The organism is Sphingopyxis sp. (assembly GCF_016793825.1).
Lineage (GTDB): Bacteria > Pseudomonadota > Alphaproteobacteria > Sphingomonadales > Sphingomonadaceae > Sphingopyxis.
The window spans coordinates 64413-79640 of record NZ_JAEULM010000030.1; the positions used below are offsets into that span (position 1 = coordinate 64413).

The window sequence follows — 15228 nt, forward strand, 5'->3', positions numbered from 1 at the left end:
GTCAGCAACCTTCCCGCGCCAAGGGTAGCCACAGCGATACGAAGAAACCACCCGTATCGGACGGGCCCCATTCGCAGCCTGCGGTGGGACCATAGCGCGTCAGCAGGCGCTCGCGCACGTTTCCGAGCCCGAGGCCGGTCCCCGACGCGGGCGCAGGGGCCTTTGGATCGATGTCGTTCTCTACCCTGACGACCAGCAAGCCATATTCGCTGCTCGCCGTCAGGCGGATCGCGATCTTTCCCTTGCTGGGTGCGACGCCATATTTGATCGCATTCTCGATAATCGGTTGCAGAATCAGCACCGGGACGCACGCATGTTGAAGCTCGGCGGGCATGTCGACCTCGACCTGCAGACGGTCGGGGAAGCGCGTTTGTTCGATATCGAGATAGAGGCGCTGGAGAGCAATTTCCTCGTCCAGACTGACAAGCTGTTCGGGATCGACGGCAAGGCTCGACCGGAGGAAGGACGAGAGATTCATGATCATCGTCTCGGCCTCCGCCTTCGACCCGCGCAGGACGAGTGTCGAAAGCGAGTTCAGCGTGTTGAACAGGAAGTGCGGATTGACCTGATAGTGGAGTGCGCGAAGCTGCGCCGTCTGGGCTTCGATCCGGAAATGATTGGCGCGGCGTTCGACCGCGCGCATTTCGTTGGCATAGCCGAAGGCGACATAGAGCGCGGCCCACACCGCGAAAAAGAAATACCAGCGGATCGAGCTGTCGACGATCAGGACGGTTTCCCATGCAATCGGAAATTTGGATTGCACTTCCTTGACGATCTGCGCGGCATCGGGCCCCGGAAACCAGTAGAAGAAGACGAGGAGGTTGATCGAGGCATAGAGCCCGACCAGCGGCACCGCCGCGCCGAGCGCCACGGCAAGCCGTGCGCCGAAGCCGCGCGGCTGAACCCGCTGAATAAGCTGGTAGAGCACGAAGGTGCAGAGGATACCCGCGACGACGACGATCGCGCGGCGGCCGGCATATTCCCATTGCTCGGCCCCGGCGAGAATGCCGAGCCCGGTCGTGATCAGGAAATAGAGCATCCACATCGCGAGGATCGAGCCGATCGCGACGCGCGGATTGACGCGGGCGTCGGATGCACGCCAGTCGGGCGCCGCTGCCAGCATTTTTGCCCGCTGATCGCGCAGCGCCTCTTTGCGGATAGTCCCGTTCATCGATGCGGCTTTAGCGTCAAACATCGCCTGTTGCCTAGCAGACGCCGGGCCGCCAGTCGAAGGTGTGCGGTGTTTTGTCGAAAGCGAACGGTTCAGACCGTCTTCGGTTGGGGAAGTGCGCGGCGCCAGTTGCCGCGCTTGTAGACGATCCAGGCCATCGCGAGCGAGGCGAGCGAAGAGAGCGGGAAGCTCCACCAGATGATGTCGCTGCCGATCAGGGGATATCCGAAGTAATAGATGCCAAGCCGGATCGGGAACATCGACAGGAACAGGATGACGAGCGGCGGGACGACCGACCCGTTCGCGCGCAGCGTGCCGATCAGGACGATGGTGGTGCCGAAGGGCAGGAAGGTCCACGTCGCGATATACTGGATGTTGCGGGCGACCTCGATCGCCGCGCTGCCGCTGCCAAGGAACAGGGCCAGTGCGGCGCGGTCGAAAAGGAGCAGCAGGGCGATCAGCACGCCGGTCATGGCAAGGTTGATCGCGATTCCGCTGTTCGTGACGCCCGCGACGCGATCCCAGCGCTGTGCGCCGATATTCTGTGCCGCCATCGAACTGACCGCCGCTCCGACCGCGAGCGCGGGCATCTGGATATAGTTCCAAAGCTGAAGCGTCGCACCATAAGCTGCGGCCGTAACCAGCCCTTCCCGGTTGACGAGGCCGACCATGATCAGCCCGGCGCCCGAAATGACCAGCATCTGCGCCCCCATCGGCAGGCCGCGTCCGACGATGAAGCGCATCTCGTCCCAGTTGGGCAACAGATAGGCCAGTTCGCGGCGGCGCAGGCGCAGCACATGATCCTTGGCATAGAACCAGCCGATCATGCCGATCAGGCTGATGGTACCAGCGATCGCCGTAGCGAGCGCGCTTCCCGCGATGCCGAGGCGCGGTGCGGGACCGAGCCCGAGGATCAGGATCGGATTGAGCGCGATGTCGAGGACGACGGTCAGGATCATGAAGCGCAGCGGAGTGACGGCGTCGCCTGCGCCGCGTGAGGCCATCGACAGCATGACCATCAACATGCTCGCGGGGACGGCGACGAAGGTCACGCGCAGATAATCATGCGCGAGCGTGAAAGCTTCGGCCGGCGTTTCGAGCCAGCGCAATATACGGTCGGATGCAAACCAGCCGACGACCGCGATGACCAACGAAAAGGCGATAGCGAGGCCAATGGCTCCGCCGCTGGCGCGCCGCGCGGCGTCGATATCGCCGCGGCCGATCGACTGGCCGATGAGGACGGTTGCGGCCATGCCAAAGCCAAAGAAGGCACCGAACATCAGGAACATGATGATGTTCGCATTGGCGGTGGCGGCAAGCGCGCTTTCGCCGAGGAACTGGCCGACCCAGATCGAATTCACCGATCCGGACAGTGTCTGGAGGATGTTCGAGGCAAGCGTCGGCAGCGCGAACAACAACAGCGTCCTGGCGATCGGCCCGTTCGTCAGGTCGATCGCCCCGCTGCCGCGCACGACCTGGCGCGGAGGGACGGGTCCCGAAGCCGGGTCGCCCGCCGTGGCGGCAGGCGGCGGGGTTACGGGTTCGCCGTCGCTCACCCCAGCCGCGCCAATGCGGCGTTCAACCGGTCCGCTTCGGCTTCCTTGGCGGCGTGGTCGGCGCGCGCCTTTTCGACCGCTTCGGGCTTCGCGCGCTCGACGAAGGACGGGTTGTTCAGTCGTCCGGCAAGACCGTCGCGTTCCTTGGCCGCCGCGGCGAGTGCCTTGGTCAGGCGATCGCGTTCTGCTGCGATGTCGATCACGCCTTCCAGCGGGACGGCGATCGTCTCGCCCTCAATGACGAGCTGGGCCGATGCGCCGGCGGGAGCGGGATCGAAGCGGACCGCTTCGAGCCGTGCGAGGCGATCGATCTGCGCGGCAAGCTTTTCGGTGCGCGGCTTGAGCGACGCCGGGAAATGCGCGGCGAGACGCGCGCCCGGCGGCAGACCGAGTTCGGACTTGGCGGCGCGCAGTTCGCTTACCAGCTTGATGAGCCAGTCGATGTCGGCGCTGGCGTCTGCATCGCGTGCCGCGTTCGGCGCGGGCCATTTCGCGGTAATGAGCGGGTAATCGGCGCGGTTGCCGAGCCCGGTCCACAGCTCTTCGGTGATGAAGGGCATGAAGGGATGGAGCATGACCAGAATCTGGTCGAGCACCCAGCCAGCGACGGCCTTCGTTTCGTCGTCGATCGCGCCCTTGATCAGTTCGAGATACCAGTCGCAGAAGCGGTCCCAGGCGAAGCTGTAGATCGCATTCGCGGCATCGTCGAAGCGATAGGCGGCAAAGGCCTTGTCCATCGCGGCGACGGTGTCGACGACTTCGCCAATGATCCAGCGGTTGACCGGCAGGCTTGCGGGAGGCGCTTCGAGGCTGGTCGAGGCCGAAATGCCATTGGCTTCGCAGAAGCGCGCGGCGTTCCAGAGCTTGGTCGCGAAGTTGCGATAGCCGGCGAGACGTGCGTCATCCATCTTGATGTCGCGGCCCTGGCTTTCCATCGCCGACATGAAGAAGCGGAGGGCATCGGCGCCATATCGGTCGATGAGGCCGAGCGGATCGACGACATTGCCCTTCGACTTCGACATCTTCGCACCGTCGGGCGCGCGAACGAGGCCGTGGAGATAGAGCGTCTTCCACGGCACATCGCCCATGAACTCCATCCCCTGCATGGCCATGCGGGCATCCCAGAAGAAGAGGATGTCGAAGCCCGAGATGAGGACGTCGTTCGGATAGTGGCGTTTCAGCAAGTCGGTATTCTCGGGCCAGCCGAGGGTGGCAAAGGGCCAGAGCGCTGAAGAGAACCAGGTGTCGAGAACGTCTTCGTCACGGGTCAGGGTTATGCCCGCGCCCGCTTGAGCCTGCGCCTCTTCTTCGGTCTCGGCCACGAAGATGCTTCCATCCTCGGCGTACCATGCCGGAATCCGGTGGCCCCACCAGAGCTGACGCGACACGCACCAGGGCTGGATATTCTCCATCCAGTTGAAGAAGGTTTTTTCCCACGTCTTGGGGACGATGTTTATGCGGCCGTCGCGTACGGCAGCCATCGGCGGCTGTGCCAGCGTCGCGGCATCGACATACCATTGGTCGGTCAGCATCGGCTCGATCACGACACCGCCGCGATCGCCGAAAGGTTGCATGATCAGCTTGTCCTCGACCTTGACCATCAGGCCTTCGGCGTCGATGTCGGCGATGACGCGCTTGCGCGCTTCATAGCGGTCAAGTCCGCGATAAGCCTCTGGAACGAGGTTGAGTGCGTCGATCTCCGCCGCGGTTGCGGGGGCGCCGTGCGCGATTTCGACGGCGCGTGTCGCCGCCTCGACATAGCTTGGACCGTCGGTGCGCATCGCCGCGACCTCGTCCATCAGCCGGTACATCGGAATATTGTTGCGCTGGGCGACGCCATAGTCGTTTTCGTCGTGCGCACCGGTGATCTTCACCGCGCCCGAACCAAAATGCGGATCGGGATACTCGTCAGTTATGATCGGGATCAGGCGGCGATGTTCCTTCGGCCCGACCGGGATCTCGCAATATTTGCCTACGATCGGGCGATAGCGCTCGTCATCGGGATGCACCGCAACCGCTCCGTCGCCGAGCATGGTCTCGGGGCGCGTGGTCGCGATCGAGATATAGTCTCGCTCTTCCTGAAGCACGATATTCCCTTCCGCATCGCGCTCGACATAGGTATAGGTCTCGCCGCCCGCGAGCGGATATTTGAAGTGCCACATATGCCCCGGCACTTCGTGCGATTCCACCTCGAGATCCGAGATCGCCGTCTTGAGCGCGGGATCCCAGTTCACGAGCCGCTTGTCGCGATAGATCAGACCCTTTTTGTGCAGGTCGACGAACACCTTGACCACCGCCTGGGTGAAATGCGGGTCCATGGTGAACTGCTCGCGGCTCCAGTCCATCGAGCAGCCAAGACGGCGGAGCTGACCGGTGATCTGGCCGCCGCTTTCGGCTTTCCATTCCCAGACCTTGCCGACGAACTCCTCGCGGGTGAAATCGGTGCGTTTCTGCTGGCGTTCGTTGAGCTGGCGTTCGACGACCATCTGTGTTGCGATGCCGGCATGGTCCATGCCGACGACCCACAGCGCATCCTTGCCGCGCAGCCGTTCGTAGCGGACGAGGACGTCCTGCAACGTGTTGTCGAGCGCATGGCCGATGTGCAGCGCGCCGGTGACATTCGGCGGCGGGTTGACGATCGTGAAAGGTGTCGCGTCGGGGCGCTCAGGGCGAAACAGCCCGCGGCTTTCCCATTCATGGGCCCATTTCGCCTCGATGGCGGCGGGATCGAAGGTTTTTTCCATCGGCATAGCCGGCGCGCTTTGCCAGCCGGTGTGCGGGCTGGCAAGCCGGATCGGCAGAGATTAGGGTGGCGCGGACTTGCAGGAGCAGGGCCATGGACGATGCGATGCGTAGCGGAGTCATCCGCTTTGCCGATTATGCCGCAAAAGTGCCGACCGCAGCGGGCGAACGGTCGGTACTGGCGCTGAAGCGCGGGACGCTCGACGTCCGCCTGTCGGTCCCCGTTCCGCCGAACCGCCAGACGCCGCATGAACAGGACGCGCTTTACGCGGTCATGAGCGGTGAAGGCGTGCTGATCCACGGCGGCGAACGCACGCCGTTCGGTGCGGGTGACCTGTTGTTCGTCGCGGCCGGAGTCGACCATCATTATACCGATTTCAGCGACGACCTGTCGCTGTGGCGGATCTTCTATGGCGAGACGGGCGGCGAGATCCCCATGTGACCTGCCGCCCGCCGAGGCTTATTTCTTCAGATAGCTACCCAGCCAGTCGAACACGGTGCGGTGCCACTGGACGCTGTTCGCGCCTTTCAGCACCCAGTGATTCTCGTCGGGGAAAACGAGCAATTGCGATGGCACGCCGCGGCGCTGGAGCGCGGTGAACGCCGCCAGGCCCTGCGTATAGGGAATGCGGAAATCCTTTTCGCTGGTGATGACCAGCATCGGGGTCTTCCACTTGGCGACATGGTTCACCGGGTTCCATTTTTCGAATTCCTCCGGAACCGCGAAATAGGGACCGCCATGTTCCCACTCGTCGAACCACAGCTCCTCGGTTTCATAAGCCATGGCGCGCGCGTCGAAGACGCCGTCGTGCTGGACGAGGCATTTGAAGCCGTCGGTCCACTGTCCGGCGATCCAGTTCATCATGTACCCGCCGTAGGAGGCGCCGAGCGCGCAGGCGTTGGCGATGTCGAGCTGCGCATCCTGCTTGCCCGCCGCTGCGAGGCCGAGTTTCAGGTCTTCGAGCGGCTTGCCGCCCCAATCCTTGTTGATGCTGTCGGTGAAGGCCTGCCCGTAGCCGGTCGAACCATGAAAATCGACGGTCACGACGCCATAGCCCTGTTGCGCGAAGAGGCGCGGGTTCCAGCGCGTCGACCAGCTGTTGCCAAAGCTCGACTGCGGGCCACCGTGTACGATGAAGGCGACCGGCAGCTTCGAGGCGGGACTGGCCGCCGGCTTCAGGATCATGCCCCATACCTTGTCGCCGTTGGCGCCCGCAAACTGCAGGCGGTCAAGCGTCACCGGATCGAATTCGGCGAGTGCAGCCGCGTTCACCGCGGTGATCTGCTTCACCTTGCCTTTCGCGTCGCGAATATACAGGTCGGTCGGCGCCAGCGCGCTGTTGCGCGAATAGAGCAGCGCGCCGCCGGGCAGGACGTTGACGTCCCCGACATTGCCGTCGAAGGCTTCGGCCGATGCTTTCAGCCTCTCGACCTTGCCGGTGGCGGCGTCCACCCGGAACATGGGATGTTCGAGCGTGTCCTGCGCGGTGACGAACAACGACTTGCCGTCGGCCGCCCATGCGATCGACGCCACCGAGCGATCCCAGGCGTCGGTCAGCGCCTTCGTTTCGCCATTTTCCAGGTTACGCAGCATCAGCACCTGCCGATCGGCTTCGTAACCGGGGCGCGCCATCGCGGCATAGGCCAGCCATTTGCCGTCGGGCGACGGAGCGGGCAGGGTATCGGTCGCTTCGTTCCCCTGGGTCAGGTTGACCGGCATCATCCGGCTGTCGACCAGCCAGCTATAGATATCGAGGTTGGTCGATGTCGGTTCGTTCCGATCGGCCTTGCGCAGCGTGAAAAAGACGGTGCGGCTGTCGGCGCCCCAGGCGAGTTCCTCGCCGCCGCCCATCGGCTTTGACGGGCTGTCGCCGATCAGTCCGGCATCGACCGGGCGGGCCATGCTCGCCTTGCCGCCGTCGAGATTGAAGACGAAGGGGCGGCTGTAGGTGCCCGGGGTTTCCCATTGATCCCAGTGACGGACAAAGCCGACGCCGTCCTTATACAGCCGGCCGCTGCCGGGCCCGACCAGCGCCCCCTTGTCCTTGGCGTCGCAGCCGAAGTCGACGCATTCCTTCGGAATGTCGCCCCACGCGAGCAACCTCTTGCCGTCGGGCGAGATCTTGAACCCGGCCACGTCGGCCTTTGTGTCGGTGACCTGCGCTGCGGCGGTGCCGGCTGCAAGGTCGATGCGCCAGATCTGGTCCTTTCCAGAGGCGTTCGAGAGGAAATAGAGGCCGCCGTCCGGCGCGAAAGCGGGTGCGGTTTCATTCTTGCCCGCGATGTCGGCGATCTGGACGGGCTTCGCATCCTTTGCCTTGCGATCGACAACCCACAGCCCCGTCGATCGCTTGTAGCTGTCCTTTTCGGTTTCGGTCATCTGGAAGACGACCCAGCGTCCATCGGGGGACGCCGCGGGCGCCGCGACACGCTTCAGCGTCGCCAGATCGACTTCGGTCATCGGGCGGGACAGTGCGGGGGAGGAGGAGAGGGCGGCGGTGAGCGCGATCGCGCTGGTCAGGAGATAGTTACGCATGAAAGCGGTTTAGCGCCGCCCCTATACTACGCAAGGAATTTGGCCTGCTCCGGCGATTGCGGTTCATTTCCATTCGAGGCCTGCTGTCTCGAAAACAAATTGCTGTCGCCCCATCTGGAAAAATTCCGCCTCGACAACGGTCCGCTTGGCCTTTTTGAGGCCCGCGAGCATACGGGTCTGGTTGGTGAAAAATGCGACATTGTTCGATCCGTCGCTGCTGTCGGTACATCCCATCGACTGGACGGGCCCATTATCGAATTTCACGGATACGCGGGAGTCGCCGAAGCTGTTGCAAAGAATTTGACCTGATTCGACCGACAGCATCACGTCCAGGCCGTTTTCGGGATTCTGGCGGACAGTCAACCGGCCGCCCTGCCTGCCATAAGGGAAGTCCAGGTCTATCTCGTTTTCGCTGGTCAGTTCGGCGTAGCGGCTCTCCGTGCCGCGCATCTCGTCCTTCTGCGCATTATAGGACCATTTCGATCTGACGGCGTCGCCGTCGGGGCTAGCGTCCTTGGCGGCAACAGCGGCGGTATCGCCGCGGTCGTTTTCGGCGACGTCCTTGCCCGTCGGCTGGGGGACGGCGATCATCATTCCGACGAATGCGGCGGCCGCTATTCCGCCGAAATGTTTCCGTTTGAGTTGCCCGATATAGGGCTTCACGATTCCGATGACGGCGGCAAGAAAAACAAGAGTCAAAAGACCCATCATGAGAGTTGCCCTTCAAGACATTCCTGTTGAAACAGCAATCATCTTGAACCGAAGGCGTGAGGCATTTCCATAAAAGACGTCTCGAAATCGATGCCTTTTTCAGATGACGAGAAAGTCGGGGATGGAATGCGCCCGCGTCAGTCGGGGGTCAGCGAACGACGGCGCCGCCCTTCATCACATGATCGATCGCCTCCAGCGCCCTGATGTCTTTCAGCGGATCGGCTTTCACCGCGATCATGTCGGCAAAGCGGCCCGGAACGATCGCGCCGACGTCGCCGCGGCCCATTTCCTCCGACGCTCGTCCGGTCGCTGCCTGGATGGCCTGCATCGGCGTCATGCCATATCTGACCATATAGGCGAATTGCCGGGCATTGAGGCCGTGCGGATACACGCCCGCGTCGGTTGCGAAGCCGATGTTGATGCCCAGTTCGACCGCGCGCCGGAACGCGGCGCGCTGTGTGTCGGTCGTCTCGCGATTCTTGCGGAGATATTCCTCGGGCCAGCCCTCCTTGGTGCCGATATCGTCGATATAGTCGCCGTTGTAGATGTCCATCGCGAGCCAGGTACCATGCGTCTTCGCGAGCTGCAGCGTTGCTTCGTCGGCGAGGCTGGCATGCTCGATGCTGTCGACCCCGGCATTGATCGCATTCCGGATGCCGATCGCGCCATGGGCATGCGCCGTCACGCGCTTGCCGCGCGCATGCGCGACCTGCACGATCGCGCGGAGTTGGTCTTCGGTGAGTTCGGGCGCGCCGGGTTCCGTGCCGATTGCGAGCACCGCGCCGGTCGCGATGGTTTTGATGAAGTCCGCTCCATGGTCGAGCAGGAAGGCCGCCTTTGCGGCTGCTTCCTCCGGCGTTGCGGCAACTCCGAGGCGCATGTCGGGCGGAAGCTGGTCGTTCGGCACGACACCATTGAGTTCGCCGCCGCCGCCCGGAATGGTGAGATAGGACCCCGCGACCCACATGCGCGGGCCGGGGACGTCGCCGCGATCGATCGCATTGCGCAGCGCGACGTCGGTCAGGCCGCGATAGGTGCCGACGTCGCGCACGCTGGTGAATCCGGCGTCGAGCGTGACCCGTGCGTTGCGCGCGCCAACCAGCGCTGTTTCGGCGGGCGACGCCTTCATCGGCGCGGCCAGGTCGGCGCTCTGGCCAAGGTCGGCAAGGTGCGTGTGCAGGTCGATCAGCCCGGGCAGGACGGTGTAGGCCGACCAGTCGATTATTCTGGCCCCGTCGGGCGCCTTTCCGCACGGACCGACAGCCTTGATATGATCGTCGGCGATCGTGATGCACTGGCCCGTGCGGACCTGGTTCGACAGCCCGTCGATCAGGCGGCCGGCCTGAACATAGACCGTCTCGGCAGCGGCGGGGACAGCGGTGAGCGCCGTTGCGGCGATCAGAGCGACGAGTTGAAGGTGTCGCACTGTTTCGGGTCCCCCGTCTGCAGCCCGCGGCGCAGCCAGCTCATCCGCTGCTCACTGGTCCCGTGCGTGAAGCTTTCTGGAACCGGGCGCTGGCCGGCCGATCGCATCAGCGTGTCATCGCCGATCGCGTTCGCGGCGCGCATCGCCTCTTCCATGTCGCCGGGTTCCATCACCGACTGACCGTCCTTGTTGCGTGCGCGGCTGGCCCATACGCCGGCATAGCAGTCTGCCTGCAATTCCATGCGGACCTGATAGGCGTTGCCTTCGGCCTGCGAAGCGCGCTGTTGCGCGCGGCGAACCTGATCGGAAACACCGGTGATGGTCTGGATGTGATGGCCGACCTCATGCGCGACGACATAGGCCTGCGCCGCGTCGCCGGCAGCACCGAACCGCTGGGCCAATTCGCCGAAGAATTCGGTGTCGAGATAGATGCCGTGATCGGCGGGGCAATAGAAAGGCCCCATCGCCGCCTGCGCCGCGCCGCAACCCGAGTCATTCTCCTTCGTGAAGAAACGGAGATTCGGTTCGGAATAGCCGTTGATCTGGGTGGCCCAAAATCGATTGGTCGAACTGAACACCTGACAGGCAAAACGCTCTGCCTGCGTATCGCAGGCGGCGGCGCCTTGCGTGCCGCGGCTGTCGGCAGCGGGGTCCGCCGTTCCGCTTCCGCCGCCGAGCATCTGCATGCCGCCCCCAAAAAAGACAAAGGCGAGGACGCCCAGCAATATGATCGTGCCGCACCCCATCTTGCGACCGAGCAACATCGGCAACAGGCCGATGAGCAGACCGCCCATGCCGCCGCCGCCGCCGCCGCCGAAACCTCCACCGCCGCGCCCGAGGTCGCGGATATCGTCGCCGGGATCATAATCGTCGAGGCGCATGGGGTCCCTCCAGCCGCTAACGTCTTGTCTGTCCCCGTTTGTGGCAGCAGGTCGGTGCAATTGGAAGAGCCTTCGCACGCCGATGATCGCATTGGTTTGCTTGCAATCTTCTCTGTTGCGGTGCAAAAAAGGGTGCGGGTGCCGACCGCAGAGAAGAGGATCGTCCGAGTCCATGCCTCGCCGTGCCGCCCGCGCCGCCTTGCCGCTTCCCGATATCGTCGTGCTCGTTCTGCAAGGGGGCGGCGCGCTCGGCGCGTTTCAGGCCGGCGTTTACGAGGCGTTGATCGAGCTTGGTATCGAGCTGGACTGGATAGCGGGCATTTCGATCGGCGCGATCAATGCCGCGATCATCGCGGGCAATCCGCGCGACGAGGCCGTGGGCAAGATGCGCGAATTCTGGGACGGCGTATCGTCCGCGCTGCCGTCATTGCCGCTCATCGACAACGACCTCGTCCGCGAATGGACCCATCTGGGTGCGGCGGCGCAGGTCGCGACATTCGGGGTTCCGGGCTTCTTCGTGCCGCGCATCCCACCGCCGATGTTTGCCGAGCGACAGACGCCTGCGGCGGTCAGTTTCTATGACACTACGCCGCTGATTGCGACGCTCGATCGGCTGGTCGACTGGGACCGGCTTAACGAGGGCCGGGTTCGGCTATCGGTCGGCGCGGTCGCGGTCGAAACCGGGAACTTCCGATATTTCGACACGAAGACCGACCGGATCGACGCGCGCCACATCTTGGCATCGGGGGCGCTGCCGCCCGGATTGCCGCCGGTCGAGATCGATGGCGTCTGGTATTGGGACGGCGGACTGGTTTCGAACACCCCGCTCGAGCATGTCGTCGAAAGCGGGGACGAAGACATGCTGGTCTTTCAGGTCGACCTGTTCCCCGCGCGCGGCGAGCGCCCGCACGATCTGGAGGAAGCCTGGTCGCGTGAGAAGGATATCCGTTATTCCAGTCGCACGCGGCGCATTTCGGACGGACTCGTCCGACGCCGCAAGGAGCATCGGCTGATCGACCGGATGCTGCGGAAGCTGCCGGCCGAGTTTGCAGATCTCGCCGAGGTCAAGGCGGTTCGGAAAATGGTCGACTGCAAGGCGCTCAACGTCGTTCAGTTGATCCACGAACCGCCCGCGTGGCAGACCGGCGCCCGCGACTTCGAATTTTCGCGATCGACGATGGACGTCAACTGGGCGCTCGGGCGCGCGGCGGTCGAGGCTGCGATGAAGGACGGGACGCTGCTCGCCGAAAGCATCGCCGAAGGGCGGTCGGACAGCTTTGCCGTCCGGTCCGGCGATCTTCGCCCCAAGGCCGATTGATATTCTCCCCCCGCTGAAAGGATTGAATGATGCATCTCAAAGGCAAAACCGCGCTTGTCACCGGATCGACATCGGGCATCGGGCTTGGCATCGCGAAAGCGCTGGCGGCCGATGGCGCGAATATCGTCATCAACGGCTTCGGAGACGCTGCGGCGATCGAGGCCGAGCGGGCGGCGCTCGAAGTGCTGAACGGCGGCAAAGCCGTTTATGACGGCGCCGATCTGACCAAGGCCGACGAGATCGAAGCGATGTTCAAGCGCGCCGACAAGGATCTGGGCGGAATCGACATTCTGGTGAACAATGCCGGCATGCAGTTCGTCGCGCCGGTGGAGGATTTCCCGGTTGAAAAGTGGGACATGATCATCGCGCTCAACCTGACCGCGTCGTTTCACACGATCCGCCATGCGGTGCCCGGAATGCGCAAGAAGGGCTGGGGACGCATCATCGCGACCGCTTCGGCGCATTCGCTGGTCGCGTCGCCGTTCAAATCAGCCTATGTCACCGCGAAACATGGGCTTGCCGGATTGACCAAGACGGTTGCGCTGGAAGTGGCCGAAGCGGGAATCACGGTCAACTGCATCAGCCCCGGCTATGTCTGGACGCCGCTCGTCGAAAATCAGATTCCCGATACGATGAAGGCGCGCAAGATGACGCGCGAACAGGTGATCAATGACGTTCTGCTTGCCGGCCAACCCACGAAGAAGTTCGTGACGGTCGATCAGGTTGCGGCGATCGCAAGCTTTCTGACCCGCGAGGAAGCCGCGAATATCACGGGAGCCAATCTCAGCGTCGATGGCGGCTGGACGGCCGCCTGACGGGGCAGCCAGCGGGAGCGGCCTTGAGCATTTTTCTTGTCGCTCCTAAGGTCGGCGAAAGGCCGACCAGGAGGGACGGAACATGCGGGGTCGCATCCCAGGGATTTCAGTACTGGCACTCGGGCTGAGCCTTGGCGCTTGCCAGACGGTAGCATCGCCGCCGCCTGCCGCCGATCCGCCAGCGGCCGTCGAGGCCGATCCTGCCGGCAGTTGGCGCGCGACCGCGACGGTGCAGGACAAGCAGCGTATCCGGAACTGGTATTCGAGCTGGCAGGCTGCGATCGCGGATGCGCGGGCCAAGGGATTCGGCACCGACATCGATCGCGAGGCGGAGCTTTTGCAGCCGATGGCGGCGTTGCCCAACCCGCATCTGCCGCCCGGCGATTACCGATGTCGTACGGTCAAGGTGGGGACGCAGGGGGGCGGCACGCTCGGCTATATCGCCTATGACTGGTTTCGCTGCCGGGTGTCGGCCGAGCAGGGGTTGACCAGCCTGACCAAATTGACGGGCTCGCAGCGTCCGATCGGGCTGATTTTTCCGGACAATCTGAAAAGGCAGGTGTTTCTGGGAACGCTGGTACTGGGCGACGAGTCGATGCCGGTCAGCTATGGCAGCGACCGGATGCGCGACATGGCGGGACTGGTCGAACGTATCGGCGACAATCGTTGGCGGCTGGCTTTGCCGTCGCCGGCGTATGAATCCATGCTCGACGTGATCGAGCTTGTTCCGGCTAGCTGAAAACGGGGGAAAGATAATGCGGATCTTGTGGACGGGCGTCGCCGCCCTTGCGCTCACCATGCCGGCCACGGCGCAGGACCTTGGCGGCGAAGTCCAGAAACAGATGCCGTCGCTGATGGCGATCTACAAGGATCTGCACGCCAATCCCGAACTCAGTTTCATGGAAGTCCGCTCGGCGGGCATTCTGGCAGCCGAAGCGCGCAAGCTTGGTTTCGAGGTGACCGAGAAGGTCGGCGGCACGGGTATTGTCGCGGTGCTCAGGAACGGGCCGGGCCCGGTGGTCCTTGTGCGCGCCGATATGGACGGGCTGCCGGTGGTCGAGCAGACCGGCCTCGCCGGAGCGTCCAAGGTGCGCGTGACCACGAAGGAGGGTGTCGAAACCGGCGTGATGCACGCCTGCGGTCACGATACGCATATGACCGCGTGGGTGGGTACCGCCCGCCTGATGGCGGCGAACAAGGATAAATGGTCGGGGACGCTGGTGATGATCGGGCAGCCCGCCGAGGAACGCGGCGCTGGCGCGCGAATGATGCTTGCCGATGGGCTTTATACCCGCTTTCCGCGGCCGCAATATGCCATCGCCTTTCACGACGCGGCCGGGTTTCCCGCCGGGATGATCGGCTACACCCCGGGCTATGCCCTGGCGAATGTCGATAGCGTCGATATCCTGGTAAAGGGGCTTGGCGGCCATGGCGCCTATCCGCAATCGACCAAGGACCCGATCGTCCTGGCAAGCCGCATCGTCACATCGTTGCAGACGCTCGTGTCGCGCGAGATCAGCCCGCTCGACAGCGCCGTGGTCACCGTCGGCAGCTTCCACGCCGGCGCCAAGCACAATATCATTCCCGATGAAGCGCGGTTGCAATTGACGGTGCGCAGCTACACCGACGAAGTCCGCGCGAAACTGCTCGGCGGGATCGAGCGTATCGCAAAGGGCGAAGCCATCGCCGCAGGCATTCCCGACGACAAGATGCCCGTGGTGAGTGTCGAGAAGGACGAATTCACGCCGGCGATGTTCAATACCCCCGACTTTACGCAGGAGATGGCGGGTTTCCTCAAGACCCGCTTTGGCGAGCAGCGCGTGATGCAATTGCCGCCGGTAATGGGTGGCGAGGATTTCAGCCGCTTTTCGCGCGAAGAGAACAAGGATATCAAGAGCCTGATCATCTGGGTCGGCGGTGTCCCGCAAGCCGAATTCGATGCCGCGAAGAAGGAGGGGCGCACGCTACCGAGCCTTCATTCGCCCTTCTGGGCGCCCGACGCTCCGGCCGTGATTGCGACCGCGACCGAGGCGTTGACGGCCATGGCGATGAAATTGATGCCGAAATAGGCG

General features: G+C 63.7%; 12 protein-coding genes. 5 read left to right on the plus strand and 7 right to left on the minus strand.

The window, feature by feature from the left end:
* Nucleotide 1: 1 nt before the first annotated feature.
* The 3 genes from JNM03_RS09005 to JNM03_RS09015 form a co-directional block, all read right to left on the minus strand.
* A complete protein-coding gene (locus JNM03_RS09005; protein WP_294036117.1) occupies nucleotides 2-1171 on the minus strand; it encodes a sensor histidine kinase in 1170 nt (389 codons plus the stop codon).
* 92 nt (nucleotides 1172-1263) lie between these two features.
* A complete protein-coding gene (locus JNM03_RS09010; RefSeq protein ID WP_294036118.1) occupies nucleotides 1264-2727 on the minus strand; it encodes an MATE family efflux transporter in 1464 nt (487 codons plus the stop codon).
* A complete protein-coding gene (locus JNM03_RS09015) occupies nucleotides 2724-5477 on the minus strand; it encodes a valine--tRNA ligase (RefSeq protein WP_294036119.1) in 2754 nt (917 codons plus the stop codon). The genes JNM03_RS09010 and JNM03_RS09015 overlap by 4 nt, the downstream gene beginning before the upstream one ends.
* A gap of 86 nt (nucleotides 5478-5563) precedes the next feature.
* On the opposite strand from JNM03_RS09015, the gene JNM03_RS09020 reads away from it, so the two are divergent.
* Nucleotides 5564-5911 (plus strand): cupin domain-containing protein, encoded by a 348-nt coding sequence (locus JNM03_RS09020; RefSeq protein ID WP_294036120.1) that lies wholly within the window; start codon nucleotides 5564-5566, stop codon nucleotides 5909-5911.
* Nucleotides 5912-5929: 18 nt separating this feature from the next.
* Here JNM03_RS09020 and JNM03_RS09025 read toward each other — a convergent pair whose 3' ends face one another.
* The 4 genes from JNM03_RS09025 to JNM03_RS09040 all read right to left on the minus strand — a co-directional run bounded on the left by JNM03_RS09025 (nucleotide 5930) and on the right by JNM03_RS09040 (nucleotide 11023).
* Nucleotides 5930-8005 (minus strand): S9 family peptidase, encoded by a 2076-nt coding sequence (locus JNM03_RS09025; RefSeq protein ID WP_294036121.1) that lies wholly within the window; start codon nucleotides 8003-8005, stop codon nucleotides 5930-5932.
* 63 nt (nucleotides 8006-8068) lie between these two features.
* Entirely contained in the window at nucleotides 8069-8716 is a 648-nt protein-coding gene (locus JNM03_RS09030; protein ID WP_294036122.1) for a hypothetical protein, read from the minus strand.
* Between the two features lie 148 nt (nucleotides 8717-8864).
* Nucleotides 8865-10142 (minus strand): amidohydrolase family protein, encoded by a 1278-nt coding sequence (locus JNM03_RS09035; RefSeq protein ID WP_294036123.1) that lies wholly within the window; start codon nucleotides 10140-10142, stop codon nucleotides 8865-8867.
* Nucleotides 10115-11023 (minus strand): neutral zinc metallopeptidase, encoded by a 909-nt coding sequence (locus tag JNM03_RS09040; protein WP_294036124.1) that lies wholly within the window; start codon nucleotides 11021-11023, stop codon nucleotides 10115-10117. The genes JNM03_RS09035 and JNM03_RS09040 overlap by 28 nt, the downstream gene beginning before the upstream one ends.
* 172 nt (nucleotides 11024-11195) lie before the next feature.
* Between JNM03_RS09040 and JNM03_RS09045 the strand changes: the two genes are divergently transcribed.
* From JNM03_RS09045 to JNM03_RS09060, 4 genes are all read left to right on the plus strand, one after another.
* The gene (locus tag JNM03_RS09045) at nucleotides 11196-12341 is read left to right on the plus strand and encodes a patatin-like phospholipase family protein (protein ID WP_294036125.1); all 1146 of its coding nucleotides are present in this window, start codon (nucleotides 11196-11198) and stop codon (nucleotides 12339-12341) included.
* Nucleotides 12342-12370: 29 nt separating this feature from the next.
* Nucleotides 12371-13156, plus strand: a complete 786-nt coding sequence (locus tag JNM03_RS09050) for a 3-hydroxybutyrate dehydrogenase (protein WP_294036245.1) — start codon at nucleotides 12371-12373, stop codon at nucleotides 13154-13156.
* Nucleotides 13157-13238: 82 nt separating this feature from the next.
* Nucleotides 13239-13895 carry a DUF4893 domain-containing protein gene (locus JNM03_RS09055; RefSeq protein ID WP_294036126.1) on the plus strand — a complete coding sequence of 219 codons (657 nt, stop codon included), beginning with the start codon at nucleotides 13239-13241 and terminating at the stop codon, nucleotides 13893-13895.
* A gap of 16 nt (nucleotides 13896-13911) precedes the next feature.
* Nucleotides 13912-15225 carry an amidohydrolase gene (locus JNM03_RS09060; RefSeq protein WP_294036127.1) on the plus strand — a complete coding sequence of 438 codons (1314 nt, stop codon included), beginning with the start codon at nucleotides 13912-13914 and terminating at the stop codon, nucleotides 15223-15225.
* The last annotated feature ends 3 nt before the right edge of the window (nucleotides 15226-15228 follow it).

Coding starts and splice junctions, on each gene's coding strand:
- JNM03_RS09030 (WP_294036122.1), bottom strand. CDS start 8,716: ATGATGGGTCTTTTGACTCTTGTTTTTCTTGCCGCCGTCATCGGAATC.
- JNM03_RS09005 (WP_294036117.1), bottom strand. CDS start 1,171: ATGAACGGGACTATCCGCAAAGAGGCGCTGCGCGATCAGCGGGCAAAA.
- JNM03_RS09025 (WP_294036121.1), bottom strand. CDS start 8,005: ATGCGTAACTATCTCCTGACCAGCGCGATCGCGCTCACCGCCGCCCTC.
- JNM03_RS09055 (WP_294036126.1), top strand. CDS start 13,239: ATGCGGGGTCGCATCCCAGGGATTTCAGTACTGGCACTCGGGCTGAGC.
- JNM03_RS09015 (WP_294036119.1), bottom strand. CDS start 5,477: ATGCCGATGGAAAAAACCTTCGATCCCGCCGCCATCGAGGCGAAATGG.
- JNM03_RS09040 (WP_294036124.1), bottom strand. CDS start 11,023: ATGCGCCTCGACGATTATGATCCCGGCGACGATATCCGCGACCTCGGG.
- JNM03_RS09045 (WP_294036125.1), top strand. CDS start 11,196: ATGCCTCGCCGTGCCGCCCGCGCCGCCTTGCCGCTTCCCGATATCGTC.
- JNM03_RS09020 (WP_294036120.1), top strand. CDS start 5,564: ATGGACGATGCGATGCGTAGCGGAGTCATCCGCTTTGCCGATTATGCC.
- JNM03_RS09060 (WP_294036127.1), top strand. CDS start 13,912: ATGCGGATCTTGTGGACGGGCGTCGCCGCCCTTGCGCTCACCATGCCG.
- JNM03_RS09050 (WP_294036245.1), top strand. CDS start 12,371: ATGCATCTCAAAGGCAAAACCGCGCTTGTCACCGGATCGACATCGGGC.